Below are 26,952 nucleotides of genomic sequence, written 5' to 3'. Positions count from 1 at the left end.
TGTGTGCGAGTGATGATAGCCACATCATTGAGGCTTCAAGAGCGCACGCCGGAGGCTCGGAACGGCGCGTGGGGTGGCGATGTGGGCCACCGGGGAGTCCGGCGCGGGGTTCAGTCCCCGATGCGGTCGATCTGCCGGAGCCTGTTCGTGGCGTCCAGGGCCGCGACCTTGTACGACTCCGCGAGCGTCGGGTAGTTGAACACCGCGTCGACCAGATAGTCGACCGTTCCGCCGCACCCCATCACCGACTGCCCGATGTGAATCAGCTCCGTCGCCCCGGTACCGAAACAGTGCACCCCGAGCAGCGTGCGGTCCTCGGGGGAGACCAGCAGCTTCAGCATGCCGTGCGAGTCACCGATGATCTGCCCCCGGGCCAGCTCGCGGTAGCGGGAGATCCCCACCTCGAACGGCACGCACTCATCGGTGAGCTGGTCCTCGGTCCGCCCCACGAAGCTGATCTCCGGGATGGTGTAGATGCCGATCGGCTGGAGGTTGTGCATCCGGCCGACGGGCTCCCCGCAGGCGTGGTACGCCGCCGACCGGCCCTGCTCCATCGAGGTCGCGGCCAGCGCCGGGAAGCCGATGACGTCGCCGACGGCGTAGATGTGCGCAACCTCGGTGCGGTAGTGCTCGTCGACCGTGATCCGGCCGCGCGGGTCCGCGGTCAGCCCGGCCTTGTCCAGGTCCAGTCCGTCGGTGAGCCCCTGCCGGCCCGCCGAGTACATCACCGCGTCGGCGGGGATCTTCTTGCCGCTCTCCAGGATGGTCAGCGTCCCGCGCGGATGCCGCTCGACCGCGGCGACGGTCTCCCCGAAGCGGAACGTCACGGCGAGGTCCCGCAGGTGGTACTTGAGCGACTCGATCACCTCGACGTCGCACATGTCGAGCATCCCGGCACGCTTCTCCACCACGGTGATCTTGCTGCCGAGCGCGGCGAACATGCTGGCGTACTCCATACCGATCACGCCGGCACCCACGATGACCATGGACCGCGGCACCCGCTCCAGCGCCAGGACGTTGTCCGAGTCCAGGATCGTCCGCCCGTCGAACTCCACACTGCCGGGCCGCGCGGGCCGGGTGCCGGTGGCGATGACGATGTGCTCGGCGGTCAGTAGCCGCTCGTGGCCGGTGACCTCGCGCAGGGCCACGGTGTGCGGGTCGACGAAGCGGCCGGTCCCGGCGTACAGGGCGACGTGGTTGCGGGAGAGCTGGCTGCGGATGACGTCCACCTCACGGCCGACCACGTGCTGGGTGCGGGCGGTGAGGTCGGCGACGGTGATGTCCTCCTTGAGCCGGTAGCTCTGCCCGTACAGATCGCGCTGGGTGAGACCGGTCAGGTACAGCACCGCCTCGCGCAGGGTCTTGGAGGGGATGGTCCCGGTGTGGATGGAGACGCCGCCGACCATGTCGGGACGGTCGACGACGGCGACCCGGCGGCCCAGCTTGGCCGCGGCGATGGCGGCCTTCTGGCCACCCGGGCCGGATCCGATGACGAGCATGTCGAAGTCGGGCACCCTCCGGAGTCTGACAGCCGGAGGAGCCCTTACGAAAGGGCGAGCCGGAAACCACTCTGCGCGTGAAGTGCCGGGAAGGAAACGGAAGTTGTGCCACCGCTCGCGCACGGTGCCATACCGTGCATACGGGTCGATAATGCAGGTATGGGGCATCGACTCGCCGACGCGAGCGCACCGGCCCGGCTGGCCGCCCCCGAGGAGGGCATCGGCCGGGACGAACTGGCGCTCGCGACCCGCAACCACGGCCTGCCGCTCGAAGCCCTGCGCTACGACCTCACCCCACCGGGCCTGCACTACGTCCTGACCCACTACGACATCCCGTACGCCCCGGACGACACCCCCTGGCACCTGACGCTGGGCGGCCGCGTCCGCCGCCCGCTGCGACTGGGCCTGGCCGACCTGCGGGCGTTCCCGCAGGTCACGACCCGGATCACGCTGGAGTGCGCGGGCAACGGACGGGCCCTGCTGACCCCACGGCCGGTGAGCCAGCCCTGGCTCGTCGAGGCGGTCGGCACCGCCGACTGGACGGGCGTACCGCTGCGCCTGCTGCTCGCGCAGGCAGGAGTCGAACCCGACGCGGTCGACGTGGTCTTCACCGGCGCCGACCACGGGGTCGAGCGCGGCATCGAGCAGGACTACCGGCGCGCGCTCCCCCTGGACGTGGCCACGGGCAGCGACCCCGAGGTGCTGGTGGCGTACGCGATGAACGGCACTCCGCTGCCCCCGCAGCACGGCCGTCCGCTACGGCTGGTCGTGCCCGGCTGGTACGGCATGGCACACGTGAAGTGGCTGCGCGAGGTCGAGGTCACCGACGTGCCGTTCACCGGCTTCCAGCAGGCCGTGGCCTACCGGCTGCGGCAGCACCCCGAGGACGAGGGCGAGCCGGTCACCCGCATCGCCCCGCGCGCCCTGCTCGTCCCACCCGGCTTCCCCGACTTCATGTCCCGGGCACGGGTGGTCCGGCCCGGCCCGGTGGCTCTGGAAGGGCGTGCCTGGTCCGGACGGGCGCCGGTGACGTGTGTCGAGGTCAGCGCGGACGCGGGGCGTACCTGGCGGGAGGCCGAGCTGCAGCCGGACACCGGCCACCGGTGGGCATGGCGCCACTGGCGGTACGGCTGGACGGCGACCCCGGGCGACCATGTGCTGAGCGCGCGGGCCACCGACGCCGAGGGGCACGGCCAACCACTCGAGCAGCTCTGGAACCGCGGGGGATTCGCCAACAACGTCGTCCAGCGAGTGCCGGTGCTGTGTGTGGACGAGGGGTGAGGCCGCGGGGTGAGGTCCGCGGGCCGGCCAAGGCAGGCGCACACGGTCGCCCCGGGTGCCGGCCCGCACCCGAGGGCGACCCGTGCGGATCGTGGCCGGTACGGCTAGGGCAGCAGCTTGTCGAGGGCGGAGGGACCCTCTGCCTCAAGCTTGCGCTTCGCCCATTCCAGGTTGCGCGGGGTGATGTCCTTGCCTGAGGCAAGCACGATGTCCTCGGGTGACACTTCGGTGCCGGTGCGGGCGTGGAGCAGGTCGTCCGGGGTGGCGCGCTCCTCGGACGGCCCGGATGTTTCGGGCTGGGACGTCGGCATCATCTCTGCTCCTCGGATCCGGATGCTTCTTCGGGCCCGGTGCGGTCATCGGGTCTGTTAACACCATTCAACGCCGGAGCGGACCCTGCATCCGGAGGCGCCGGGACCCGCTGTGCACTGTGGCCCCCTGGACACCAGGAGTACCTCTGCGCACCGCAGGGAAACAACCGAAGCCGGGCACCTCGCGCCCACCCGGGCCCCGGCGGCCCCCTCTCGTCAGCTCTCGAAGGGCGTGAGCGTCAGCCGGATCCCCGTCGGCGCCGTGTCCTGGATGTACGACGCGAAGTCGGCCACGTCGTCGAAGGCGAAGCCGTACGCCTTGCCGTCCTCCGTCGCCGTGTGCATCGCCTTGGCGTAGTGGTTGGTCAGGTCGGTGCGGAAGAAGGTGGCGGGGTCGGTCGTCGGCTGGGCGGGATGGCTGAGCAGCGTCGAGCGGTTGAATCCGGCGCCGAGGACGGCGGCGACGGGGCCGGTCGTGCCGTCGTTGGGGGCGGCGAGGTTGCCGTCGCAGAACAGCACGTCCCGGGTCGACGGCTTGCCGAAGGACACCTGGGCGGGCCCGTCGAAGGCGAACCGATCGCCGCGGACCCGTCCCGTGAACGTACCCGCGTTGGTGGTGACCGTGAGGTCCCGCCCGGTGTACGTGCTCCACACCTCGTCGATGTACGGGGCGAGGTAGTCCTTGGCGAACAGACCGGCGTCCAGGCCGTGCCCCGGGGCGATGACACGCGTGTCGTCCACGACGAGCCGCGCGAAGTCCTCGACCTGACGGACCGCGGCGAACGCTGCCGCCCGCCCGCCGGCCCGCAGCGTGCCCGTCGTCTGGTCCTTGGCGCCGGTCAGCCGGATGCTCAGCGGCACGCTGAACATGTCGACCATGGTGGTGTTGCAGAACATGCCGGCGGCGTTGAAGGTGAACTCGGCACAGTCGTGCACCACCGGGTAGTTGGGGTCCGACGTCACCCAGCCCGCCGGGTACTGGAGCGCCGCGTTGCCGTTGCCGTCCGCGACGGCCTTGAACTTGAGCTTCTGGCCGACCGACACATAGATCCGGCCGGACATCTGGGGGAGGGAAAGCCGGGTCTCGCCACTGCCGGACAGGCTGATCGCGTAATCGGTGAAGCCGTCGGAACCGTTGTCCGACAGGGTGATCGGAGCGAGGGTGCCGTCGGGCGTGACGCGTACCTGCCTGCCGTCCTGGTTGCCGACGATGTAGACGTGGACGTTCGCGTTGCCGAAGGAACCGCTGTTGTTGACGATCGTCAGCGGCAGTGCGGCCGCCGCGGCACGTGTGCCGCCGTCCACGGGTGTGCCGGCAAGGGCGTACGGAGCCACGGTGGCGGCGGTGGGGACGGCCACGGCCGCGCCGCCGAGGGCGAAAAGCAGCCTGCGTCGACCGAGATGGCGCTGATGGCGGGATGTCATGTGGGGGGTCTCCCGGAGTACTTGTGCGGGTACTTGGGTCTCGGTGGGGGACGGAGGACGCGAGAGCGATCGGTCTGAGAGCGCTCTCAATCCATGGTCGCCGCCATCGATGGACCCCGATGTTACGCACGGTTCCGGAGTGGGCCAATGGTTCTGGCGGCGCCTCAAATCCCGCTGAACTGGGGGAACTTGAAAGCCCACAGAATGGGCACGACCGCTTAACCCTTGCCTAAGGTTCACTTAAGCCCGGCCAGGCCGTTGAGAGCGCTCCCGGACGACGAGGAGAGCCCTCCGTCAAGTGCCGAGAAATTCCGTGGACCGACCCCCGAAAGATCACGTACGGTGTGGCTCCACGCCCTGAGACGGACGGAAGGAGGCGAGTGCCGTGCAGTTCACACCTTTCCAGCGCTCCCTCTCCCGTTGCCCCGGCGTGGTTCGTGAGATCTGACCGGGAGCGCTCCAAGTAGCCCGTATCCCGGAGGAATCCGTGACCGACCTGGTCATTCGCGCGCTCACCGCGAGCGACGCCCATCTCTTCGACGCCCACCCCGACCCGCTCGGCGCCCGCGAGGGACACCGGCGGACCCGGTTCCGCCCCGAGTGGCAGCGGGTGGCCCTGCGCGACGGCACGGTCGTCGCTCGCGGCGCCTGGTGGGGCGGCCCCGACGACTCGGAGCCCGTCAACATCAACTGGTTCGACGTGGCCGAGGGCGAGGAGGAGGCCGGCGCCGAACTCCTGCGCTCCGTCCCCTGGCGGGTCGAACTCGAGATCAACCTGCCCAGCGGCTGGCGGGACGATCCCGCCCTGAAGGCCGCAGCCGAGGCCCGCTTCGGCGCCGCTCGGGCGGCGGGCTACGAACTCCTCGTGGAACGCTTCCTGTACCGCTGGACCCCCGAGCTCGGTCTGCCCGAGCGCCCCGGACGCCTGCGCTTCGGCGCCGAGCCGGACGACGCGGTCTTCCTCGACGCGCTGCGCCGCATCCACTCCGCCACCCTCGACGCCCACGCCCTGCGGGCCATCGAAGAGGGCGGCCTCGACCAGGCCGCGCAGGAGGAGCTCGACTTCTTCCACTGGTGCCCGTCCCCACGGGAGTGGTGGCAGCTCGCGCACACCCCGGACGGCGACCTCGCAGGCATCCACATCCCGGCCCACAACCCCTCCGGCCCGACCATCGGCTTCATCGGCGTCGTCCCGGAACAGCGCGGCCACGGCTACGCCTACGACCTCCTCGCGGAGTGCACCCACTTCCTCGCCCAGCAGGGCGCGGAGTTCGTCAGCGGAAGCACGGACCGGGGCAACTTCCCCATGGCCGCGAACTTCGCCAAGGCGGGCTTCCCCGTCGCCAAGGAACGCATCAACTTCCATGCGGCGGGCCAGGCATAGCGAGACGTAGCCCCGAGGGCCAGTGGAGGCATGGACCCGAGGGGCGGTGAACGACAGGCGGTCCGGACCTTCGGCGGGTCCGGGCCGCCTGTCAGTGCCGGGTGGCATGCTGGCCGACGGTGTGATCGACAGCGGGTACGGGAGGCGAGCATGGGGTTCGAGGGCGAGGTCTGGCATGTGCGCGGCGGCGACGAGCCGGTCGGGGAGATCCTGATCGACGACGCCGACTTCCCCTGGCTGTCGGGCCGTTTCACACCCGGCCCGGGGTACGCCACGGTCCGCGATCTGTTCGCCCGTGAACTCGCCCTGCTGGAGCAGGGCCTCGATGAGGGCCGGGAGGAATGGGAGGCGGTCTACGACGAGATCCGAAGAGGCGTCTCCCTGTCCTCACCGGAAGGCCCCGTCGCCGAGTTCCTGCTGCACGTCGACGGCGACAGGGCGTGGTTCCGGTGGAGCGACGAGCCGTTCGAGGACTGATCGGTCAGTTCGTCGGGCTGGCGAACAGGCCGGGCGCGAGGGGCGATACGGGCGACCGGCTCGCCTCGTCCTGGCCGACAGCGTCTCGATGGCGATGCCGCTGGTGCTGGAGACGCTGACGCCGAGCGGGCGGTGTTCGTCCTGCGCGAGGTCCTCGACCTCGGTGAACCCTCGCCAGGAGCCTGACGGCGACCGACCCGTCAGGCTCCGTCGTTCAACAGGTCCTCGGCCGCGGCCAGAATCTCGGTGACCCGCAGAGCGAAGGCCGCGTCGCACGCGTGCGCCTGCCCGGTGCCCGAGGCGGCCAGCAGTGCATCCCCGGCGCGCATCAGCGCGGCCACCGCGCCGTCGGAGCTCTCCGGCAGGAGCGTCACCCCGGCCGCACCCCGCAGCTCCACCGTCGCCCCCGCCGCCGCGGGCGGTGCCGTGAGGCTCAGGGCCAGCGTGCTCGACGCGCCGCTGACATGCTCGAGGACCAGATGGACGGTGTCGCCGGGGCCGTGCGCCGCGGCGGTCACACGCCGAGCGTCACCCAGGACCGGCAGCAGCACGGACAGGGCATGGGGCCCCACGTCCCACAGCGCGCCCTTCTCCCGCCGCCACGGCGAGGCCGCGAACGGACTGTCGTCACCGCTGAACACCGCGCCGAGCCAGTGTGCCCGCCCGGTGAACCAGCCCTCCACAGCGGCCTGTTCGGTGATCCACGCCTCGGTCTCCGGCTGGAACCGGGCGGTGAAGAAGACGACCGAGGCCACGCCGGACTCCTCGACGGCCTCGACGACCGCCCGTCCGTCCGCCACCGTCAGCGCGAGCGGCTTGTCCAGCAGCAGATGCCGGCCCGCCCGCGCCGCCCGTACCGCCAAGTCGGCCTGGACGGCCGGCGGCAGGGCCACGGCGACGGCGTCCACGTCGGCGAGCAGCACGTCGACATCGTCGTACGCCGGCACGCCGTAGCTGTCGGCCAACTCCTTGGCAGCGGCCGTACGGCGGCCCCACACACCTGCGAAGTCCAGCTCGCCGTGCCGGCTCAGGGCGGGCGCGTAGGCCATCCGGGCCCACGGTCCGGTGCCGAGGAGTCCTATCCGCATGCCGTCGCCTCTCACTGTGCCGAAGTGTTCGCGAACCGATGCCGGGGCGGCAGGTCGGTCCGGCAGTCGGTCGAGGTGAGCGTGTCATACCTCCCGGGATGCGGCGCAAGGGAGCAGGCGGTCGATCTCAGTAGGGGAGATTCGGCTTCAGTACGGGTGATTCAGCGGTGCCGTCGCTGAATGCGTTCTCCATCTTCTATTGGACCTCTCGCCGGGGGACGGCCACGCTTGAGTGAGTCCGGCGGCCGTGATCCACCGTCGCCCACCGGACATCAACGTTCCTTGCGTGACAGGCGAAAGAGGTCACGAGCCCATGCACACCCGCCGCATCGGTGACGTCGAGGTCAGCGCGATCGGACTGGGCGCGATGCCCATGTCGATCGAGGGACGCCCGGACGAGGCGCGTTCCCTCGCCACGATCCACGCCGCGCTCGACGCCGGCGTGACCCTGATCGACACCGCTGACGCCTACCACCGGGACGCGCACGAGGTCGGCCACAACGAGACCCTGATCGCCAAGGCCCTCGCCTCCCACGACCGTGGCAAGGACGTCCTGGTCGCCACCAAGGGCGGCCATCTGCGCCCCGGCGACGGCAGTTGGACGCTGGACGGCAGCCCCCGCCACCTCAAGGCGGCCTGCGAGGCATCCCTGCGCCGGCTCGGCGTGGAGGCCATCGGGCTCTACCAGTTCCACCGTCCCGACCCGAGGGTGCCCTACGCCGAGTCGGTGGGCGCCCTGCGCGATCTGCTCGACGAGGGCAAGATCCTGATGGCCGGGATCTCCAACGCGAACCCCGACCGGATCCGGGAGGCAGGCGAGATCCTCGGCGGCAGGCTGGTCTCCGTGCAGAACCAGTTTTCCCCGGCGTTCCGTTCCAGCGAGCCCGAGCTGCGCCTGTGTGACGAGCTCGGCATCGCGTTCCTGCCCTGGAGCCCGCTCGGTGGTATCTCCCGCGCCCGTGAACTGGGCTCCGCTTACGCCCCGTTCGCCCGGGTCGCCGAGGCCCACGGGGTGAGTCCGCAGCGGGTGTGCCTGGCGTGGATGCTCGCCAAGTCGCCGGTCGTCGTGCCGATCCCGGGTGCGAGCCGGCCGGAGACGATCCTGGACTCGCTGGGCGCGACCGGGCTCGCGCTCACCGCCGAGGAGATCGCGGAGCTGGACGCCGTCTGAAACTCTTTCGGGAATCGGTGGCCGATCGCGTGTGTAGTCCTTCCCCGTTGGGATAGGAAAGCGCTTGCCATGCATCCGGCACCTTGGGAAGGACTACGCCGATGGCGTCGTCACACGAAAGACCGCTAGACCACCGCTACCGGGACGAACACCCCGTACGCACCCTCGCCTACCTGTTCCGCGCCGACCGCCGCCGCCTCGCCGCGGCGGTCGGCATCTTCACGGTCAAACACAGCCCGGTCTGGCTGCTGCCGCTGATCACCGCGTCCATCATCGACACCGTCGTCCAGCACCAGCCGATCAGCAGGCTCTGGCTGAGCACCGGCGTCATCATGCTGATCCTGCTGGTCAACTACCCGCTGCACGTGCTGTACGTACGCCTGCTGTACGGCAGCGTCCGCCGGATGGGCACCGGCCTGCGCTCCGCGCTGTGCACGCGTATGCAGCAGCTCTCCATCGGCTACCACTCGCGCGTCAGCGCCGGTGTGCTGCAGGCCAAGGTCGTGCGCGATGTGGAAACCGTCGAGCAGATGGTGCAGCAGACCGCGGAGACGGGCCTCGGCGCGGGCACCGTGCTCATCGGCGGCCTCGTCATCATCGCCGTACGGACACCGGAGTTCGTGCCCGTCTTCCTCGTGATCGTGCCCGCCGCGGCCCTGGTCGTCGCGCGCCTCAGGGCACGGCTGCGCACCCACAACGAGCACTTCCGCCACGAGGTCGAGACGCTGTCCTCCCGGGTGACCGAGATGACCCGCCTCATCCCGGTCACCCGCGCCCACGGCCTGGAGGGCAAGGCGCTGCGCCGCATGGACGGCACCCTGCACCGGCTGCTGACCTCCGGTATGCGCCTCGACCTGGTCAACGGCCGCTTCGGCTCGCTGGCCTGGGTGGTGCTGAACGTCGTCGGCGTGCTCGTTCTCGCCGGCGCGGCGCTGATCTCGTACTACGACGTCTGGGGCGTGACCGCCGGTGATGTGGTGATGCTCAGCGCGTTCCTGACCACGCTCACCAACTCCACGACGACGCTGGCAGGGCTGGCCCCGGTCATCACCAAGGGGCTCGAGTCCGTCCGCTCCGTCGGCGAGGTCCTGCAGGCCCCCGAGCTGGAGGACAACGAGGGCAAGGCCGAACTCACCTCGCTGCGCGGCGCCGTGACCTTCGAGGGCGTCGGGTACGCCTACGAGGACAGCGACCGCCCTGCCGTACGGGACTTCCACCTCTCCGTGGCACCGGGGGAGACCATCGCCCTCGTCGGTGCCTCCGGCGCGGGGAAGTCCACCGTCCTGAACCTCGTCATCGGCTTCATCCGTCCGACCTCCGGTCACCTGCTGCTCGACGGGACGGACATGAACACCCTCGACCTGCGCACGTACCGCCGCTTTGTCTCGGTCGTGCCGCAGGAGTCGATCCTCTTCGACGGCACGATCCGGGAGAACGTGGCGTACGGCATGGACGACGCCGACGAGGAGACGGTGCGGGCGGCGCTGCGCGACGCCAACGCGCTGGAGTTCGTCGACCGGCTGCCGCAGGGCGTCGACACCCTGGTCGGGGAGCGCGGGGCACGGCTGTCCGGTGGGCAGCGGCAGCGCCTGGCCATCGCGCGGGCGCTGATCCGGGACCCGAGGGTGCTGGTCCTCGACGAGGCGACTTCGGCCCTGGACACCCGGTCGGAGGCGCTCGTCCAGCAGGCCCTCGCCCGGCTCCTGCACGGCCGTACCACTTTCGTGGTCGCACACCGGCTGTCCACCGTGCGGGGCGCGGACCGGATCGTCGTGATGAGCGACGGCCGGATCCAGGAGATCGGCACCCACGAGGAACTCCTGCGCCGCAACGGCGCCTACGCGTCCCTGCACAGCGGGCAGGTCGCCTGAGGCGGCCGGGTCCTGGCGGATCACCGAGCCGCCGCCATGCGGGTCGCCGCGTCGTGGACCAGCCGTGCGTGCCGCTCGAACAGCGCCACCAGATCGACGGCGTCGCCGGTGACCTTCCGATGCACGAACAGGCCGTCGGCGCCGGCGACGGTGTAGACGGCGAGGGTGTGCACGGCGGCCTCGTCCAGGCCGGGGAAGAGGGTGGTGAGCACCTCGGTGATCTTCTGGTGGGTGATCTCGCGGACCCGGAGGAACACGGTGCGGCCCCGGGGCTCCGTGGGCCGCCGCTCCAGGGCGAGCATCAGACCCAGGCGCAGGAAGTCCGGTGCGTCGACGAGTGACCTGGCCACGTTCGCGGCCATGGCGGTGACTCGCTCCAGGGGTGTGATCAGATCGTCCTTGTCCTGGAAGTGCCAGTAGATCGAGCTCGCGGGCAACCCGCACTTGGCGCTGACGGCCGCGATGGAGGTGCCGTCGTAGCCCCGCTCACCGGCGATCTCCACGGTGGCGTCGAGGATCCGCTGCCGTGACTCCACCCCGTTCGCGCGCTTCCTGCGCGTCGCCTGCGGCCTGGTCATGGGGTGCGTTTCCGGTCGTGCAGGGTACGTCGCCCACTGCTGAACGATCTTCGTCCGAAGCGTCCACTCCAATGAGCGCGGCCCGGTCGCGGTCGGGGCCCTGCCTGGTGCTGGGCCCGCCGCGGTGTTCTGCCGCCGACCTCTTCATGGCCGTACGTCTCGCGGCCGGCTCCTGTACGAGGAGGTCGACCGGGCTCTCGGCCACTGACCCGTGCACGCTCAGGCGGCGCTGCTGCTGTGCGGCATCCCGTGCCGGCACGTCAGGTCGTGCGCGCTGCCGAGGCTCGTCCACCAACGCTCGCAGCACGCCGAGTCGAGCTCTGCCTGGACGATCGCCTCCGCGGCGTCGCCGGCCCGCCCGGCCCGCGCGACCAACTCCAGGAGCCACCGCCGCTGTTCGCCGATCACTGTCTCCCGTACGACGGCGATGAGCGGCACGAGACTGGCGGCGGCGAACAGGCAGGCGGCCCACACGGGGCCGTACCGGAACGCCAGGACCGTGGTCCAGGCGAGCCCCGCGCTCGTGGCGACGTAGAGAACACAGAGAAAGCGGCTGGAGTAGTTCATGGGTGTACACCGTCCTTGGGGAGGATCGATACCCCTTGTCCAACTGTGCACAGCCCGTATGGGACTCGGGTGATTTTTACCACCGTGACCGACCAGGGCGGGTCACCGGTTATGTCTGGACGCGAATCGCGGGCTTCCCCTGGAACGCGGAGCGGTAGGCGTGCGGGGTCGTGCCCACCACCCGGCGGAAGCGGTCACGGAACGCCGTCGGCGACCCGAAGCCCGCCTGCCGCGCGATCCGTTCGATCGGGTGGTCGCTGTTCTCCAGCAGATACTGGGCCCGCCGCACCCGCGCCCGCAGCAGCCACTGCAGCGCAGTGGTGCCGGTCTGCTCACGGAACCGGCGGCTGAGGGTGCGCTCGCTCATGCCCGAGCGCTGCGCCATCTCCGCCAGTGTGACCTCCTTGGCCAGGTTGTCCTCGATCCACTCCAGGAGGGGTTCGAGCGCCGAGCCGCGCGGCACCGGCGGGTGCTCGTGCACGATGAACTGCGCCTGCCCGCCCTCCCGTTCCAGCGGTACGACGGCCATGCGCGCGGTGTGCGCGGCCACCGCCGAACCGAGGTCCTGCCGGATCATGTGCAGGCACATGTCCAGTCCCGCGGCTGCTCCGGCGGAGGTGAGGACCTGCCCGTTGTCGACGTACAGCACGTCGGGCTCCACCTCGACGCGCGGGAAGCGCCGGGCCAGGTCGTCGGTGGCCATCCAGTGGGTGGTGGCACGCAGCCCGTCCAGCAGGCCCGCCTCGGCCAGCACGAAGGCGCCCACGCACACCGACGCGATCCGCGTGCCGGCTCGCGCCGCCTCCCGCAGGGCCGTCACCACGCCAGGGGAGGGCGCCCCCGTCGAGTCGCAGCCCGGCACGATGATCGTGTCCGCGTCCGCCAGTCCGTCGAGCCCCCGGTCGATCCGCAGGGCGAAGCCCTCGGTGGGCACCTCCGGCGATTCCGCGCACAGCCGGACCCGGTAGGGACGGCGGCCGTCCGGCAGCCGCGTCCAGCCGAACATCTGGAAGGGCGTCGCCATGTCGAACGGCACCACGTTGTCGAGAACCAGGATCGCCACGGTGTGCATGAGCGCCACCTTAGGCAGGTTCCCGCCATCGACAGAAGCCCAGGTAGGTGGAGTGCTCGGAAGTAGACGCGGCAGAAGGGGGCCGTTCACAGCGGTTGGCGAGAATCCGTTGGTAACTGTCATTTCAGCCGCTGTGCGATCACCCGGGAGATCCCTACCGTGAGCCCGGTGACCAAGATCCTGCTCATCCTTCACGTCCTGGCCGCCATCGTCGCCGTCGGCCCCGTCACCGTCGCGGCCAGCATGTTCCCGCCGGCGGCGCGCCGCGTCCCGGAGGCGGACGGCGCCGTGGCGGTGGGCACCGTCCGCCTCCTGCACCGCATCTGCCGCGTCTACGCGGGCATCGGGGTGTCGGTCCCCGTCCTCGGCCTGGCCACCGCCCTGGCGATGGGCGTCCTCGGCAGCGGCTGGCTCATCACGTCCATCGCCCTGACGGCCGCGGCAGCCGGAATCCTGGTCGCCTTCGTCCTGCCCCGCCAGGAGGAACTCCTGGGGCAACTGGACGCCGAGAAGCCGGTCGAGCACGCGGCCACGGTGCAACTCGCGATGTTCACCGGCATCTTCAACCTGCTCTGGGCCACCGTCACCATCCTGATGATCGTCCGGCCGGGCTCGACGACGGGTGCCTGACCCGGGGACGGGCCGCCCTGTTCCTGGAAGCGCCCGGTCGTCGCCCGTCAAGCGCTCTGGCAGAATTCATACTTCAGGGTGCGTCGGCGCCTAGACTCGACAGCCGTGCCCAAATGCACACAGGGCCACGACAGGAAAGGCGCGTTGACGGGTGTTCCAGGATTCCCCCATTTACGACCGGCTCATCGCGGAGCGCGGCGACATCCCCACCCAAGTGCGTCGGGAGGCCGAACGCGTCAGCCGGGAAGTGGAGTTCGCCATGCAGCCGCTGCTGTCCGGCGGCACTGCACCCGCTCCCGTACGGCCCGCACCCCCGGCCCCGACGTGGCAGCGCAGCGCCCTGCCGCCGGGCCCTGGTCAGCTCTGAGCCCGATCACGTGACCTTCGCGCTCGCCCCGTTGACGTGCGCCTCCTGCCCGGACACGGGCCGGGCGAGCCACTCGGCGATGGTGCGGGCGATCGGCTGGCCCGTGTCCACCTCGACGAACCCGAACTGACCCGACTGGTTGCACTCCAGGAACCACCACGTCCCGTCGGCGTCCTCCACGAAGTCGAAGGCGCCGTAGGCGAGTTCGGCGTCCCGCAGATAGGCGCGGACGGCCTCGGCGACCCGTGGCGCGACCTCGACGGGCCGCCACGGCGCCGCGGACTCGGCGAAGCGGACGTCCACCTCGGCGTCGGCGCCGGTCGCCTTGCGGGCGGCCAGCAGCCGCTCGCCCACCGCGGTCAGACGTATGTCGGCCCGCTTGGCGACCCGCCGTTGCAGCAGGGTGGGGCCGAACGCGACGGCGGAGAAGTCCGCGTCCGGAGCCACCCTGCTGGTCGGCACCGCCCGGGGCGGATCCTGCGGATGCGCGCCGGACACCGGCTTGACCACCAGATCCGGATACCGCGCGGCGAACTCCCGGGCGGCCTGCGGAAACGTCGTGATCAAGGTGGCCGGCACGGGCAGGCCCCAGCGCTGGGCAAGACGCAACTGCCAGGGCTTGTAACGGGCCCGGCGGGCCGCGTCGGGATGGTTCATCCAGCGCGCGTCACAGCCCCGCAGCATGCCGTACAGCGCCTGCCCGGCCTCCTCCGCGAGCCAGGCGGACGGCGCGGCCGCGCGCGCTGCCGCCGTCCCCGGCCTGCGCATCCAGACGGAGCGCAGCCCGCCGATGCTCACCAGCCGTCCGGCGGCCGAGAGATGCCCGCGGAAGGCACCGTGGACGAACTCGCCCGACAGCGCGACCCCGCCGGTCAGGTCGGCGGGATCGAGGCGGACCACCGGGACGCCCGTGGCGTTCAGGTGCACGACCACCATGTCCGCCGTCACGTCTTCTTCGCTGGTCAGAATCAAGACGGTCATCGTCGCCGACCTGTGTTCAGTCGTCGAAGTGAGTCTTCGAGCCCGCCGTGGACGTAGTCGTCCCGAGTTCTCGCAGCAGCCCATGATCACTGGCGGCTATCCGCCCGTCACGGAGCACGTTCAACTGCAGCCCGGAGTCGTAGACGTACGGAGCGGTGACCTCCAACTCCGCTGCCGGCCGTGCATAGTTGAGCGCGAACGGTTGCATCGTCTCTCCCTCACAGGTGCTGCTCCGAACGAGCTTGGTCACCCGGCGCCGCCCCTCGGTCCGTCGACGCCCTTTGGTTTCCACTTACTTAAACGAATCGAACGAGTGGTTGGTTTCCTTACTTTCCGTAGTCAACGGGGTCGGGCCGCCCGGCATCGGGAGAACGGCGCAGGGTACGCAGTGCCAGCAGGAGCACGCCGATGTCGTCCAGATACACCGGATCGGGCACCAGATCGGCCGGTAGCACGAAGTAGAGGAGAGCGCCCCAGAACACCCATCGCGGCCCCGTCGGCAGCCCGGCGCGCCGCAGGCTGCGCCGCGTGCGCACGAGCCGCACCAGCACCCCGACGGCCACGGCGAGCAGGACGGCCGCGAGGGCCACGGCGACGACGATCAGTGTCGTGGTCGACTCCACGGACCCTCCTTCAGCCCTCGGTGCGCACCACACGCACTGCTGGACGGATTCCCGGTTGCGGCGTGTGCATTGCATGACGGCGGTCACCTGGCGTACCTCTTCACCCGTCAGGACGGAAGACGCACGATCGGGCCGGACACCTGCCTGGTCAGGCGGGCGGTCCGTCCATCCCCGCACCGGAGCGAACCCGCCCGACGCAGTACGCGTCCCGTACGAGTCCTTCGCAGCCGTCGTACGCACCCGCGCGCACGGGCAGGCCGCAGCCGGGTCCCGTGTTTCTCGCGCCGCCGCTAGCGGTCCGACGCCTCCGGCTGCTCCTCGACGGCCCCGGCCTCCTGGGCGGTGTCCGCGTCGGGGGCATTCCTGCGGGAGCGGGCCGAGCCCTTGAGCCGCTCGAAGGTCCGGGTCAGCTGCTGGAGCGGGGACGCCGGCGAGCCGACGGGCGGCTGGGGCCGCGTCTCGCCCACGGCGTCGGCGGACTCCCGGTAGGCGGCCAGCGCCGCGTGCGCCTGCTCGGCCGCCTCCCGGTACAGGTCGCGGGACTTGGTCATCGCCTCCAGCGCCTCGGCGTACATCTTCACCAGCCTGCGCTCACGGGCGAGTTCCTCCTCGAGCGTCAGCAGCCGCCAGTCCTCCCGCAGGGCGGTGACGGCCTCCTCGGCGCCGACCGGCAGTGGCCTGGGCAGCGCGGCGAAGCGCGTCACGGCGTGGATGAGCTCGGCCGGCTCCGAACCGTCGAGGAAGACGCTGCGTACGGCGAAGTCGTCCACGCCGTAGTCGGACGGCGCCGGAGTCCCGGGCAGCACCACGGCACCCCCGCGCGGCACCTCGACGCCGGCGTCCCGCAGCGCCCAGTTGACGACGCGCAGTTGGCTGGGCGAGGCCCGGTGCTCGACGACCCGGTGCCGCAGGCCCGGCGGCAGCATCCCGGCCAGGGGGACGCGGCCGCGCTCGTCCGTCGACATGGCCTCGTGGACGACGACATGGATGCTCCAGCCGTCGCGCACGGAGTCCCGCAGCACGCGCCGTACGTCCTTGTCGTCCGAGGGCAGCGGGTTGATGTCCCGCAGGCGCAGGCCCGTGACCGCGTCGTGGTCCCAGGCCGCGTCCCGATCCTGCGGCCAGAACTTGGCGGCCGGCGACGGCCATCGCGGATCCCACGGGGCCTCCGCCTCCGCGACCAGTACCCACTCCTGCCCGCTGCCGGAGTCGTGCCCGACGGTCAGCCGGGCGCGCACGGTCACCGACTCGGCGACCCGCCATCGGGCCTCGAAGACGCTCTCCTGGGCGCCCTCGGTCTCGGGCACTTCCAGAAAGTCGTCTATGACCCCGCTGTCCTTGAGCTGCCGCAGACTGAGCCGGAGGACGTCCTCCGCGGCGGGTCCGACGTGGCGGCCACGGGCCAACCACACCGAGGGCGGGATCGTGGGGCGGGCGCTGGCAGAGCTGGGCATGAGTCCATCTATGAGCGGGGGCACGTGCTGGTACCAGTATCGTCGCCACGGGTGGCGTCCGATCAAGCGGGGGTCCGCACACGGGGTGTGCGCGCTCCGCACAGCCCGACTGCCGCTCACTCGTGGCCCGCACCACGCCCGTTCATGACAATGGCCCGGTGAGCAGGACCCGCCCACCATCCGCATTGGGGCGGGTCCTGCTCACGCCTCACCGCCGGCTCAGCCGTGGTAGGTGATGTAGCCGTTGCGGTCGGGGTCGTTCCCGCTCCTGGTGTAGGAGTGCGAGTCCGCGCCGGCGCCCGAGGGCTTGTACAGGTAGATCGAGTCCTTGTCGTTGTTCCACATGAAGTTGCAGTTGTCGCGGTAGACGACGTTGCGCGAGTCGGAGTCGGTCCCGTTGCCGCCGCGGAGCTTCACGTAGTCGCCGGGCTGCAGGTAGTGGTTCGCGGTGAAGGCGAAGCGGTTGCCGGCCTTGTCCTTCACGACGTAGCCCTTGAGGTTGACCGTGGTACCGGACGAGTAGTTCTTGATCGTCAGGTACTCCTCGTCGGTGTTGCCGGTGGAACAGCTGTTGGAGTCGCTGCCGGGCGCGTCGTACTGGATGCCCTTGATCTTCAGCGCGGACGAGTACTCGGTGGCCTGGGCCGGTACGGCGGACAGTGCGGCCAGCGTGCCGGCGGCGACGGCAGTTGTGACGACAAGGCGTATGCGCATGGAGAATTACCCCCCTGTGTGGAGCTTCCGTGAAGATCAGGAGTGTATACAGCCCTCGCGAGAGCTGTACCGACTTCACCGGAATGCGAGACGCGGGTGCATCAGTGCGGGTAGGCCCGAGGTGGCCGCTGGTGGTCGAGTTCGTCGCGGAACTCCGCGATGACCGAGCTGATCTGGCGCATCAGCGCGGTGTTCTCCAGCCGGTCGAGATAGAGGTTGCGGCGGGCGAGGGCGGGCGCGTCGACGCAGAAGTACAGGGCCATGAGGGGATTGACGAACAGCTCGCTGTCCTTGGTGCGCTCGGTGAACCGTACGTCGCCGAAGTCGCCGCGTACGGCTGCGGCGACGGAACCCTGCACGATGCTCGGATGACTCGCCGTGCACCGCTGGGCGTGCTCCACCGCGTCGAGGTAGAGGCCCGCCTCGCGGCTGTCGCGCGGCAACGAGAAGGCGCCGAGATAGCCGCCCTCGCGGTCCAGCGCGGCGAGGTTCTCCAGCACCAGGGAGTGGTTGACCCCGTGATGGGCGTCCACGCCGAAGCCGAGGCACGCCACCAGCCGCACCGGGACCTCGTCGAGCCCGGCCACGGCGGCCAGGCTTGCCATGTCCTCCTCGGGTGTGCCCAGGCCGTGTTCGTCGCCGCGCATCAGGATGTCGGTGCCGCCGTCGACCAGCACGATGGCGTCCACGCCGCCCAGATGGTCCAGCAGTGCGCGATAGGCGGCCCGGAGCGGCCGGACGCCCGTGCGGGCGAACGCGTACACGGTGTCGGGCAGATCCTGCCGGCCGAGCCACTGGGCGAGTGTGCGCTCGGGGAAGTAGTCACCGCGGGCCGCGGTGTCCGGGCGTATCGCCGCGACGTCGTGGTCCACCCAGACGTCGAGGTCCAGCCCGTACAGGTCCGCGAAGGACAGATTGGCGAGGTGGACCTCTTTGCCGGCCGCCCGCAGCGCGAGGGCCAGCGGGACACCGGCGTAGACATCGAAACCGCCGCCGGCGCCGGCGACGAGCACCCGCCGCGCAGTGCGCAGCCGGGTGAAGAAAGGGGGTTCGAGGAGTGAGAACGCCGGGGGACGCTAACAGGCGGTGATCACCCCGGGCGCGCGAATTCCGGGAGGGCCGGTGGATCGAAACCTCCGGCCGTCCCGGTCCGCGTCGGTGAGTTACGCGCCGCTCTCCCGCAGCATGTCCTCGCGCTCGACGATCTTCACGCGCTCACGGCCCTGCGGCTCGCCGAGCGCCTTCTCGGCGGCGTCGAGCTTGTACCAGCCCTCCCAGGTGGTGAAGCGGATCTCGCGCTCGGCGAGGAACGCCTCCACGGCCTCGGGCTGGGGCGAACCCGGCGTCTGCAGACGGCCGTTCGCGAAGTCGGCCAGGAGGTTCGACACCGTCTCGTTGGCGTCGCCCTTGGTGTGGCCGATCAGACCGACCGGGCCGCGGCGGATCCAGCCGGTGACGTACGTCGACTGCAGGTGCTCGCCGGACTCCTGGACGACCCGGCCGCCCTCGTCCGGGACGGTGCCCGAGTCGATGTCCCAGGGCAGCTTGGGGAGTTTGTCGGAGAGGTAGCCGACGGCACGGTAGATCGCCGTGACGTCCCAGTCCTTGAACTCGCCGGTGCCCTTGACGTTGCCGGTGCCGTCGAGGGCGGTGCGCTCGGTGCGCAGACCGACGACCTTGCCGTCCTCGCCGAGGATCTCCGACGGCGACTCGAAGAAGTGCAGGAACAGCTTGTGCGGGCGGTCGCCGACGTCGCGGATCGCCCAGTTCTCCAGGGTCTTGGCGACCATGTCGGCCTGCTTGTTGCCGCGCCGGGTCTCGATCGAGCCCTCGTCGTAGTCGATGTCCTCGGGGTCGACGATGACCTCGATGTTGGGGGAGTGGTCGAGCTCCCGCAGCTCCATCGGGGAGAACTTCGCCTGCGCCGGGCCACGGCGGCCGAACACGTGGATCTCCAGCGCCTTGTTGGCCTTCAGGCCCTCGTACACGTTCGGCGGGATCTCCGTCGGCAGCAGCTCGTCCGCCGTCTTGGCCAGGACGCGGGCCACGTCCAGGGCCACGTTGCCGACACCGAGGACGGCGACCTTCTCGGCCTCCAACGGCCAGGTGCGCGGCACGTCCGGGTGGCCGTCGTACCAGGAGACGAAGTCGGCCGCGCCGTACGAGCCGTCAAGGTCGATGCCGGGTATGCGCAGCTCGCGGTCGGCCGTCGCGCCCGTCGAGAAGATCACCGCGTCGTAGAACGCGCGCAGGTCGTCCAGGCTGATGTCGTTCGGGTAGTCGACGTTGCCGAAGAGGCGGATCTGCGGTTTGTCGAGCACCTGGTGGAGGGCCGTGATGATGCCCTTGATGCGGGGGTGGTCGGGGGCGACGCCGTAGCGGATCAGTCCGAACGGCGCCGGCATACGCTCGAAGAGGTCGATGGACACACCGGGGTCGGCGGCCACGTCGGACTTGAGCAGGGCGTCGGCGGCGTAGATCCCGGCGGGGCCGGCTCCGACGATGGCTACCCGCAGGGGGCGGGGCATGATCAGGTTCCCTTCGAGCGGCGACAGAACGATCTCGTCGGGAAGCCTAAACTAAGGCAAGCCTAAGTCGGTACGCGGGTCCGGCCTATGAGCTCATAAACGCATTCTATGGGTTGGAAACGGCTCTCGGCGACGGGCACGGCCGACGGTGGTCGACCGTGCCCGCTGCTGTGCCGAGTCCCGGTTCCCGGTCAGTCGATGTGGTAACTGTCCCCGTACACCTGCCAGTCGAGCGGTGTTTCGAGGTCGAGGTTGCCCTTGCGCAGGAAGACCCGCTGGGCCGTGTCGACGCGGCTGGTGTCGCTGTGGGCCTCCTCCTGTTTCATGGCCCACACCCGCGCGTCCAGGAAGGCGTGCAGGTAGGTGACCTCGTCGCCGCCCTGCGCCGGCGGCCGGGCCCGGTTCAGGGCGCGCCTGCGGATGTTGCGGAAGCTGGTGGGGTCGTCGCCGTCGCCGTGCATGACGATGGCGTCGTAGTAAGCGAACTGGCCGAGGACACGCAGCCCGTCCGTCTTGCCCTGCCGCACGGCCGGGTTGAAGTACACGCGGTCGCGTTCGTTGTTCTGGGCCCGTCGGAACTCCTGGTCCTGCGCGGCCCGCGCCCAGTCGCGGGGGTAGTGCGGGTCGAGGCCGTCGTGCGAGTCGGTGCCGTTCACCCGGCGCAGGGCCGGCAGGTACGGGGCGAGGACGTTGCCCGGGCGGCGGTCGGCGTACAGCTCGACGAGGTCGAGCATGTCGCCCGTGCCGGAGCAGAAGCCGATGATGCCGGCGGTGTAGCCGCGGCCGTCGCCGATGTCCTCGATGTACTTGTACTGGGCCTTCCAGTCGAGCGAGGAGTTCTCCGCGCTCGACACCAGCTTCATGGCGATCTCCTTCTTCGCCGGGTCGTCGAGTCCCACCGCGGCGCGGAGCGCGGCGGCGCGGGGGGAGCCGATGAGCGGGACGGATGCCAGGGACGCGCCGATCAGGGCGAGGAGTGTGCGGCGCGACGTGTGCGTGGGGTGCTTCACGGCGGCTCCAAATGATGGTGGGGGGTGGGGAGTTGGCCGTACGTGACACTGATAGGAAGGTTTCCTATCAGACGCGGCTCATGAGAGGCACCCGTCGCGTCAAAGGTTCGTACCAATCTACAAGGCAGGCGCCGCTACGGCAGCGGCTGCTCCGCCCAGATCACCTTCCCGGCGGGCAGGTACCGCGTGCCCCAGCGTTCGGCGAGCTGCGCGACCAGGAACAGGCCACGCCCGCCCTCGTCCGTCATGGCCGCGTAGCGCAGGTGCGGCGAGGTGCTGCTGCTGTCGAAGACCTCGCAGATCAGGGTGCGGTCGCGCAGCATGCGCACGCGGATGGGGTCGCCGCCGTACCGGATCGCGTTGGTCACCAGCTCGCTGAGCATCAGCTCCGTGGTGAACGACAGGTCCTCCAGCCCCCACTCCTCCAAGGTCCGCGTCACCGCGGAGCGCACCTGGGCGACGGCAGCCGGGTCGGACGGCACCTGCCACTCGGCGACCTGGGCGGGACCGAGCGCCCGCGTGCGTGCCACGAGCAGCGCGATGTCGTCGCTCGGCCGGACAGGCAGCCTGTCCTCCAGTACGGCCTGGCAGGTCTCCTCCGGGGAATGCCCGGCCCGGGTCAGCGCGGCGCGCAGCAGCTCCAGGCCCTCGTCGATGTCGTGCTCCCGGTCCTCCACGAGCCCGTCCGTGTAGAGCACGAGCCGGCTGTCCTCCGCGAGCTCCAGCTCGGCCGACTCGAACGGCAGCCCACCCAGGCCCAGCGGGGGACCGGCGGGCACGTCGGGGAACTCGACGGTGCCGTCCGGGCGCACCAGCGCAGGCGGCGGATGACCGGCGCGGGCGACGGTGCACCGCCGGGACACCGGGTCGTAGACGGCGTACAGACAGGTCGCGCCGGTCACCGGGGCGCTGTCGCCCTCCTGCGCCTCGTCCTGGTCGATGCGGGCGACCAGCTCGTCGAGGAGCGCGAGCAGTTCGTCGGGCGGCAGGTCCAGCGCGGAGAAGTTGTGCACGGCCGTACGCAGCCGGCCCATGGTGGCCGCCGCGTACAGCCCGTGGCCCACCACGTCCCCCACCACCAGCGCCACCCGGGCCCCGGACAGCGGCAGCACGTCGAACCAGTCGCCGCCCACGCCGGCCTGCGCCGGCAGGTACCGGTAGGCGATGTCCAGGGCGTTCTGCTCGGGCAGGCTGCGGGGCAGCAGGCTGCGCTGCAGGGTCACGGCCATGCTGTGCTCGCGGGTGTACCGGCGGGCGTTGTCGATGGACACCGCGGCCCGGGCGACCAGCTCCTCGGCGAGCGCGACCTCGTCGCTGTCGAACGGCTCGCCCTTCTGCGACCGCCAGAAACTGACCACGCCCAGCACCAGGGCACCCGCCCTGAGCGGCACCGCGATCAGCGAGTGGATGCCGAACTCCACCACCTGCGCCGACCGCTCCAGATCCTGGGCCCGCCAGCCCGGCGCCGTCTGCAGCCGCGGCTCGACGACGGCGTGCCCGTCGCTGAGCGCGCGGGCCTGCGGCGAGGAGTCGACGAAACGGATCTGCTCGCCCACCGGATACAGCGGCGCGTCCTTGCGTATCCCGCTGAACGCCGTGCGCCGCAGCAGCGTCACCGCCTCCGGCTGCCCGCCCCCGAGCACGGCGTCGAACAGGTCGACGGTGGCGAAGTCCGCGAACCGCGGCACCGCCATTTCCGCCAGCTCCTCGGCGGTGCGGGTGACGTCGAGGCTGGTGCCGATGCCCACCCCGGCGTCGTACAGCATGTTCAGGCGCTCGCGGGCCTCCTCGGCCCGGCCGGACAGGGCCCGCAGCTCCGTCGAGTCGCGCAGCGTGGCGACACTGCCGGACGGCCGGCCCCTGAGGTAGGTGGGCCGCTGGTTGACCGCCAGCAGCCGGTCCGCCACCAGGTGCACCTCGTCCGTGGCCATCCGGCCGGAGTCCAGCAGCTCGGCGGTGTCGGAAGCGAGACCGAGGTCGAGGACCGGGCGCCCCTCCGCGTCCTCGGGCAGGTCCAGCAGGCGGTGCGCCTCGTCGTTGGCGAGCAGCAGCTTCCCCTCGCCGCCGACGATGATCACGCCCTCCCGGACGGCGTGCAGGACGGCGTCGTGGTGCTCGTACATGCGGGTCATCTCGTGCGGGCCCAGGCCGTGCGTCTGCCGCAGCAGCCGCTTGCTGACCAGCGCGGTGCCCGCCGTGGACAGGGCGAGTGCCACCGCCGCCGCGGTCAGCAGGAGCGGCAGCTGCCGGTCCGCGGTACCGCCCACGGTCGCCTTCGTCACGCCGGCCGACACCAGCCCGACGACCTTCCCGTCCGGGTCCTTGATGGGCACCACCGCCTGCACCAGCGGCCCGATGGTGCCCGTGATCTCCTCGACCACGACGCCCCCGGCCAGCGCGGGTTCGATGTTCCCGACGAATGTCTTCCCGATGCGGTCCGGCTTGGGATGGGTGTAGCGGACGCCGTCGGTGTTCATGACGACGATGAAGTCCACGTCCGTCGCCTCGCGCGCCGCTTCGGCCCGCGGTTGCAGCACGGCGGAGGGATCCGGGCTGTCCAGCGCCTCACGGGTGCCCGGCGCGTTCGCGAACGCCTCGGCGACCGCCACCGAACGATGCCGGGCCTCCTGCGTGGTGTCGTACCGCACCTGCAGCACCAGCGCCACCACCGCGGCGACGACCAGCAGCAGCACGATCACCACCTGGAGCAGGAACACCTGCCCGGCGACGCTGCGCCCGCCCACGGCCGACCGCAACCGGGAGAGCCGCCCCTTGCGCGGCTCCTCGTCGTGCGTGTCGGGCGGCGTTCCCCGTTCGGGCATCCCAAAGACGCGGTCGGGCGCACCGGGTGCGCTCAGACCGCTGGAACGACGGGCCGACCGGGCCCCGGATCGACCCAATAGTCGGACCATGTGCCCATGTCTACACTGCCGGGCCCCAGGAGGCGAGAGACGTCACGGACCGTGACAGGACCCGCTAGCCCGCACACAGGACGATCACGGGAGTGATACACCGAATCCGGGCAACTCCCGTCCCCGTCACAGGGATACGCGGACGCGGGCACCGCCGGCGCTCGGCTGTGGCGAGGCCCCTGCGCCCTCACTTCCGGGGCAGCGGGGCGATCCGCCGCGTGGCGAGCAGCAGCGCGATGTCGTCGGGGCGGTCCGCCGTGTGCCGGGCCTTCGCGGTGAGCCTGTCGGCGACGCCCCCCAGCGAGCGTCCGCCCCCGCGCGCGGCCGGGGCACCGGCCCGGGCCAGCGCCACCCGCAGCGCGCTGATCCCCTCGTCGATGTCGACACCGGGCCGCTCGACCAGCCCGTCCGTGTACAGCGCCAGCACGGCACCGGGCTCCATCTGCAGCTCCGTCACCGGATAGTGGGCCAGGGGATCCACGCCGAGCACCACACCGCCGGGCAGGTCAAGGACGTGGGTACGGCCGTCCGGGCGGCGCAGCAGCGGCCGGGGGTGCCCGGCCACGGCCGCCCGCGCGACGCCGGTCACGGGATCCAGCCGGATGTAGCAGCAGCTCGCGAACAGGCCGGAGTCGAGGTCGATGAGCAGCCGATTGGTGCCGCTCATGACCTCGTCGGGCGGCCGGTCCCCGAAGGCGAAGGCCCGCACGGCGGTGCGTAGCTGGCCCATGGTCGCCGCGGCCTGCACCCCGTGTCCCTGCACATCGCCGATCACCAGGGCGATCCCGTCGCCGGCGGAGATGACGTCGTACCAGTCCCCGCCCACCTCCATGCCCTGGGTGCCGGGCAGATAGCGTCCGGCGGTCTCCATCAGCGGGTGCTGCGACAGCCTCCGCGGGAGCAGCGCCTGCTGCAGCCCCCGGGCCAGCGCCGCCTCGCTCTCGTAGCGCCGCGCCTTCTCCATGGCGTGCGCGATCAGCCCCGCCATCGCGGTCAGCACCGTACGTTCCTCGGTGCTGAAGCTGCGCGGCCGGTCGAAGCCGAGGATGCAGGAGCCGACGGGGCGCCCGGAGGCGATCAGCGGCAGGAAGGCGCGGGCGCCCTCCGTCGCGTCCAGCGCGATGCCCGGATAGGCGTCGGCGAGGTCCTGCATCGAGTCGAAGAACAGCGGGCGCCCACTGGTCAGCGTCTCGACCCCGGGCAGCCGCTCGTCCAGGCCCACACCGTCGAACGGGGCGAGGAACCCCTTGGGGAAGCCGGCCTCCCAGGCCAGGAACAGATGCCGCTCCTGCAGCAGGTAGATGGCCAGCCGCCGGCCGCCGAACGCGGGCAGCAGCTCCCGCATCACCACGGCGGACACCTGCCGTGCCGTGACCGCCTCCGTCAGCGCGATGGCGAGGACGATGGGGCGGTACAGGGGAGCGAGCGACGGCGTGCCGGCGGTCTCCGGCGTGCCGTGCGCCTCCGGCGGGCCGGACGGGCTGTCGGTCATCCGGTGTCCCGGGCGGAGCGTGCAGGTCAGCAGGTCCGGGCCGGGGTAGAGGGACAGGGCGAGCCAGTCGCCGCCGAACGGGCGGGCGGCGGTCTCACGCCCATGGGCGGACGGTCTTCGGATGTGGAAGTGCACCGGATCCGGAGACAGCAGCGCTCCGCGCAGATGATCCTCGACGGTGGGCTGGTTCAGCCATGGCACGCCCTCCCACAGCGGCCGCCCCAGCAGCTCGGTGCGCGGCCGGCGCAGCAGCGCAGCCGCCCGCGGATTCGCGTAGACGACCGTTCCGACCCGGTCCAGGCAGAACACCCCGTCCGGCAGCAGATCGGCCGCCGCGTCCGCCACCGTGCCCGGCCCCGGATCGAGGACGACACCCCGGACGCCCCGCGCCCCGGAGCGCGCCGGGTCGTCGTACGGCCCCCAGACCTCGACGAGCCGCAGCGCACCGTCCGCCGCACGCGCGTACAGCGGCAGCGCCGGTGGCCGGCCCCCGGCCGCCTCCCGCAGAGCCGCCAGGATCCGCTCGGCGTCACCGGGCGCGACGTCCCGCGCGAACGCCTCCGCGGTGCCGTCGGCTTCCCCCGCGGCCCGGCCCAGTACGAGGTTCAGCCGGTCGTCCGCCGTCACGACGTCCGTCAACGGATCCCACGCGAACCGGCCCAGGCGCCCCGAGGGAGAGCGGCCGGACGGCGGGCGGACACATACCGGCCCGGCCTCCCAGGACACCGCCGACGCGTCCCCGTCCTCCATTTTCTCCAGCGCCCTCCCCAGCTCCTCGGCCAGGTGCGCCATGCGCTCGCGTGCGGGCAGCAGCTCCGTGGCGTCCGTCGCCGAGGGCCGCAGCACGGTGAGTACTCCGAAGACGGTCGAGCCGCTCATGACGGGCACGTGCACGGACCCGAACTGGAAGGGCAGGCCGGCCGCGAACTGCGGATAGCGGCGCATCGTCTCCGTCGCGTTCGGCAGCACCACCTCGACGCCGAGCCGATAGGCGTCCGCGACGGGGAACGGCCGGTCCACGTGCAGCCGCCACCACGGCCGGAACAGCGGCCCCGGCAAACCCTCCAGGACTGCCAGACGCAGCAGTCCGGGCGTGCTTGAGCGCAGATAGACCCCACCCGCGTGGCCGCCGGCCGCGCTGATCGCCTCCGCGGAGGCATCGATCAGCAGCGCCGCCAGCCTGCCGGGCGTCCGCTCTGCGCCCTCGGCGCTCCCAGTCATCGGCCCTACCTCGTTCGTACGCCCTCACGCGTGCGACACAGCAAGAATGCGCCACGACGCACCTTGCCCGCACCTGGGCGGCTTGACCAGAGGTCTGCGGGACCGGAGTGAAGCAGGGGGCCGGACACAGCCCGAGCCATGCCACCGGCCTCGACCGGATGTGCCGGAAACCCGCAACCGCGCGGCAGCCCGCCCCGTTGTCGCTGCGGGGTCCGCACAGCACCGACCCGGCGGCACAGGGGTCGGCAAGGCGGACGCTCTCGGGAAGACTCGGATACGTGACCGGTGACGCGGCA

General features: G+C 71.2%; 24 protein-coding genes. 7 read left to right on the top strand and 17 right to left on the bottom strand.

Features of this window, described 5'->3' with window-relative positions:
- Positions 1-110: 110 nt before the first annotated feature.
- A complete protein-coding gene (gene sthA / locus ABD932_RS35015; protein WP_345019182.1) occupies positions 111-1,514 on the bottom strand; it encodes a Si-specific NAD(P)(+) transhydrogenase in 1,404 nt (467 codons plus the stop codon).
- A 144-nt stretch (positions 1,515-1,658) separates the two neighbouring features.
- Here sthA and ABD932_RS35010 point away from each other — a divergent pair, with 144 nt between their 5' ends.
- On the top strand, positions 1,659-2,780 hold the full coding sequence (locus ABD932_RS35010) for a sulfite oxidase (protein ID WP_345019180.1): 1,122 nt from the start codon (positions 1,659-1,661) through the stop codon (positions 2,778-2,780).
- Positions 2,781-2,884: 104 nt separating this feature from the next.
- Here the strand turns inward: ABD932_RS35010 and ABD932_RS35005 are convergent, their stop codons facing one another.
- Positions 2,885-3,091, bottom strand: coding sequence for a hypothetical protein (locus ABD932_RS35005; protein ID WP_126399118.1), 207 nt, complete (start codon positions 3,089-3,091; stop codon positions 2,885-2,887).
- A gap of 216 nt (positions 3,092-3,307) precedes the next feature.
- A complete protein-coding gene (locus ABD932_RS35000; RefSeq protein ID WP_345019178.1) occupies positions 3,308-4,516 on the bottom strand; it encodes a beta-1,3-glucanase family protein in 1,209 nt (402 codons plus the stop codon).
- Positions 4,517-5,003: 487 nt separating this feature from the next.
- On the opposite strand from ABD932_RS35000, the gene ABD932_RS34995 reads away from it, so the two are divergent.
- Both ABD932_RS34995 and ABD932_RS34990 read left to right on the top strand, forming a co-directional pair.
- Positions 5,004-5,900, top strand: coding sequence for a GNAT family N-acetyltransferase (locus ABD932_RS34995; protein ID WP_345019176.1), 897 nt, complete (start codon positions 5,004-5,006; stop codon positions 5,898-5,900).
- Between the two features lie 150 nt (positions 5,901-6,050).
- Positions 6,051-6,377, top strand: a complete 327-nt coding sequence (locus ABD932_RS34990) for a hypothetical protein (RefSeq protein WP_345019174.1) — start codon at positions 6,051-6,053, stop codon at positions 6,375-6,377.
- A 200-nt stretch (positions 6,378-6,577) separates the two neighbouring features.
- Here ABD932_RS34990 and ABD932_RS34985 read toward each other — a convergent pair whose 3' ends face one another.
- Positions 6,578-7,465, bottom strand: coding sequence for a Gfo/Idh/MocA family protein (locus ABD932_RS34985; RefSeq protein ID WP_345019172.1), 888 nt, complete (start codon positions 7,463-7,465; stop codon positions 6,578-6,580).
- A 313-nt stretch (positions 7,466-7,778) separates the two neighbouring features.
- Here ABD932_RS34985 and ABD932_RS34980 point away from each other — a divergent pair, with 313 nt between their 5' ends.
- Together ABD932_RS34980 and ABD932_RS34975 are read left to right on the top strand one after the other, a co-directional pair.
- On the top strand, positions 7,779-8,636 hold the full coding sequence (locus ABD932_RS34980; protein ID WP_345019806.1) for an aldo/keto reductase: 858 nt from the start codon (positions 7,779-7,781) through the stop codon (positions 8,634-8,636).
- A gap of 101 nt (positions 8,637-8,737) precedes the next feature.
- Positions 8,738-10,507, top strand: a complete 1,770-nt coding sequence (locus tag ABD932_RS34975) for an ABC transporter ATP-binding protein (RefSeq protein ID WP_345019171.1) — start codon at positions 8,738-8,740, stop codon at positions 10,505-10,507.
- A gap of 20 nt (positions 10,508-10,527) precedes the next feature.
- On the opposite strand, the gene ABD932_RS34970 is transcribed toward ABD932_RS34975, so the two are convergent.
- From ABD932_RS34970 to ABD932_RS34960, 3 genes are all read right to left on the bottom strand, one after another.
- Positions 10,528-11,085 (bottom strand): TetR/AcrR family transcriptional regulator, encoded by a 558-nt coding sequence (locus ABD932_RS34970; protein ID WP_345019169.1) that lies wholly within the window; start codon positions 11,083-11,085, stop codon positions 10,528-10,530.
- 219 nt (positions 11,086-11,304) lie between these two features.
- A complete protein-coding gene (locus ABD932_RS34965; protein WP_126388104.1) occupies positions 11,305-11,652 on the bottom strand; it encodes a hypothetical protein in 348 nt (115 codons plus the stop codon).
- 109 nt (positions 11,653-11,761) lie between these two features.
- Complete coding sequence (locus ABD932_RS34960) at positions 11,762-12,724, bottom strand: GlxA family transcriptional regulator (RefSeq protein ID WP_345019166.1); 963 nt, start codon at positions 12,722-12,724, stop codon at positions 11,762-11,764.
- 168 nt (positions 12,725-12,892) lie between these two features.
- Between ABD932_RS34960 and ABD932_RS34955 the strand changes: the two genes are divergently transcribed.
- Positions 12,893-13,354, top strand: a complete 462-nt coding sequence (locus ABD932_RS34955; protein ID WP_345019164.1) for a DUF2269 family protein — start codon at positions 12,893-12,895, stop codon at positions 13,352-13,354.
- Positions 13,355-13,505: 151 nt separating this feature from the next.
- The gene (locus tag ABD932_RS34950; protein ID WP_345019162.1) at positions 13,506-13,721 is read left to right on the top strand and encodes a hypothetical protein; all 216 of its coding nucleotides are present in this window, start codon (positions 13,506-13,508) and stop codon (positions 13,719-13,721) included.
- Positions 13,722-13,727: 6 nt separating this feature from the next.
- Here the strand turns inward: ABD932_RS34950 and tgmB are convergent, their stop codons facing one another.
- From tgmB to ABD932_RS34900, 10 genes are all read right to left on the bottom strand, one after another.
- Positions 13,728-14,702: an ATP-grasp ribosomal peptide maturase gene (gene tgmB / locus ABD932_RS34945; protein WP_345019160.1), complete on the bottom strand. Its 975-nt coding sequence runs from the start codon at positions 14,700-14,702 to the stop codon at positions 13,728-13,730.
- A gap of 16 nt (positions 14,703-14,718) precedes the next feature.
- On the bottom strand, positions 14,719-14,910 hold the full coding sequence (gene tgmA / locus ABD932_RS34940) for a putative ATP-grasp-modified RiPP (RefSeq protein WP_126388094.1): 192 nt from the start codon (positions 14,908-14,910) through the stop codon (positions 14,719-14,721).
- A gap of 118 nt (positions 14,911-15,028) precedes the next feature.
- Positions 15,029-15,325: a DUF1232 domain-containing protein gene (locus ABD932_RS34935; RefSeq protein WP_345019157.1), complete on the bottom strand. Its 297-nt coding sequence runs from the start codon at positions 15,323-15,325 to the stop codon at positions 15,029-15,031.
- 290 nt (positions 15,326-15,615) lie between these two features.
- Positions 15,616-16,779: a hypothetical protein gene (locus ABD932_RS34930; protein WP_345019155.1), complete on the bottom strand. Its 1,164-nt coding sequence runs from the start codon at positions 16,777-16,779 to the stop codon at positions 15,616-15,618.
- A gap of 219 nt (positions 16,780-16,998) precedes the next feature.
- A complete protein-coding gene (locus ABD932_RS34925) occupies positions 16,999-17,493 on the bottom strand; it encodes a lamin tail domain-containing protein (protein WP_345019153.1) in 495 nt (164 codons plus the stop codon).
- A gap of 101 nt (positions 17,494-17,594) precedes the next feature.
- Positions 17,595-18,506 carry a DUF1152 domain-containing protein gene (locus tag ABD932_RS34920; protein ID WP_345019151.1) on the bottom strand — a complete coding sequence of 304 codons (912 nt, stop codon included), beginning with the start codon at positions 18,504-18,506 and terminating at the stop codon, positions 17,595-17,597.
- Between the two features lie 150 nt (positions 18,507-18,656).
- Positions 18,657-20,021, bottom strand: a complete 1,365-nt coding sequence (locus ABD932_RS34915; RefSeq protein WP_345019149.1) for an FAD-dependent oxidoreductase — start codon at positions 20,019-20,021, stop codon at positions 18,657-18,659.
- 191 nt (positions 20,022-20,212) lie between these two features.
- On the bottom strand, positions 20,213-21,031 hold the full coding sequence (locus ABD932_RS34910) for a chitosanase (protein ID WP_345019147.1): 819 nt from the start codon (positions 21,029-21,031) through the stop codon (positions 20,213-20,215).
- A 134-nt stretch (positions 21,032-21,165) separates the two neighbouring features.
- Positions 21,166-23,943 carry a SpoIIE family protein phosphatase gene (locus ABD932_RS34905; protein ID WP_345019145.1) on the bottom strand — a complete coding sequence of 926 codons (2,778 nt, stop codon included), beginning with the start codon at positions 23,941-23,943 and terminating at the stop codon, positions 21,166-21,168.
- 187 nt (positions 23,944-24,130) lie between these two features.
- A complete protein-coding gene (locus tag ABD932_RS34900; protein WP_345019142.1) occupies positions 24,131-26,656 on the bottom strand; it encodes a SpoIIE family protein phosphatase in 2,526 nt (841 codons plus the stop codon).
- Positions 26,657-26,952: the final 296 nt, after the last annotated feature.

This window comes from Streptomyces shaanxiensis, assembly GCF_039537145.1.
Taxonomy (GTDB): domain Bacteria; phylum Actinomycetota; class Actinomycetes; order Streptomycetales; family Streptomycetaceae; genus Streptomyces; species Streptomyces shaanxiensis.
The sequence above is the reverse complement of the archived record's forward strand: the minus strand, read 5'-3'. Positions and strand labels throughout refer to the sequence as shown.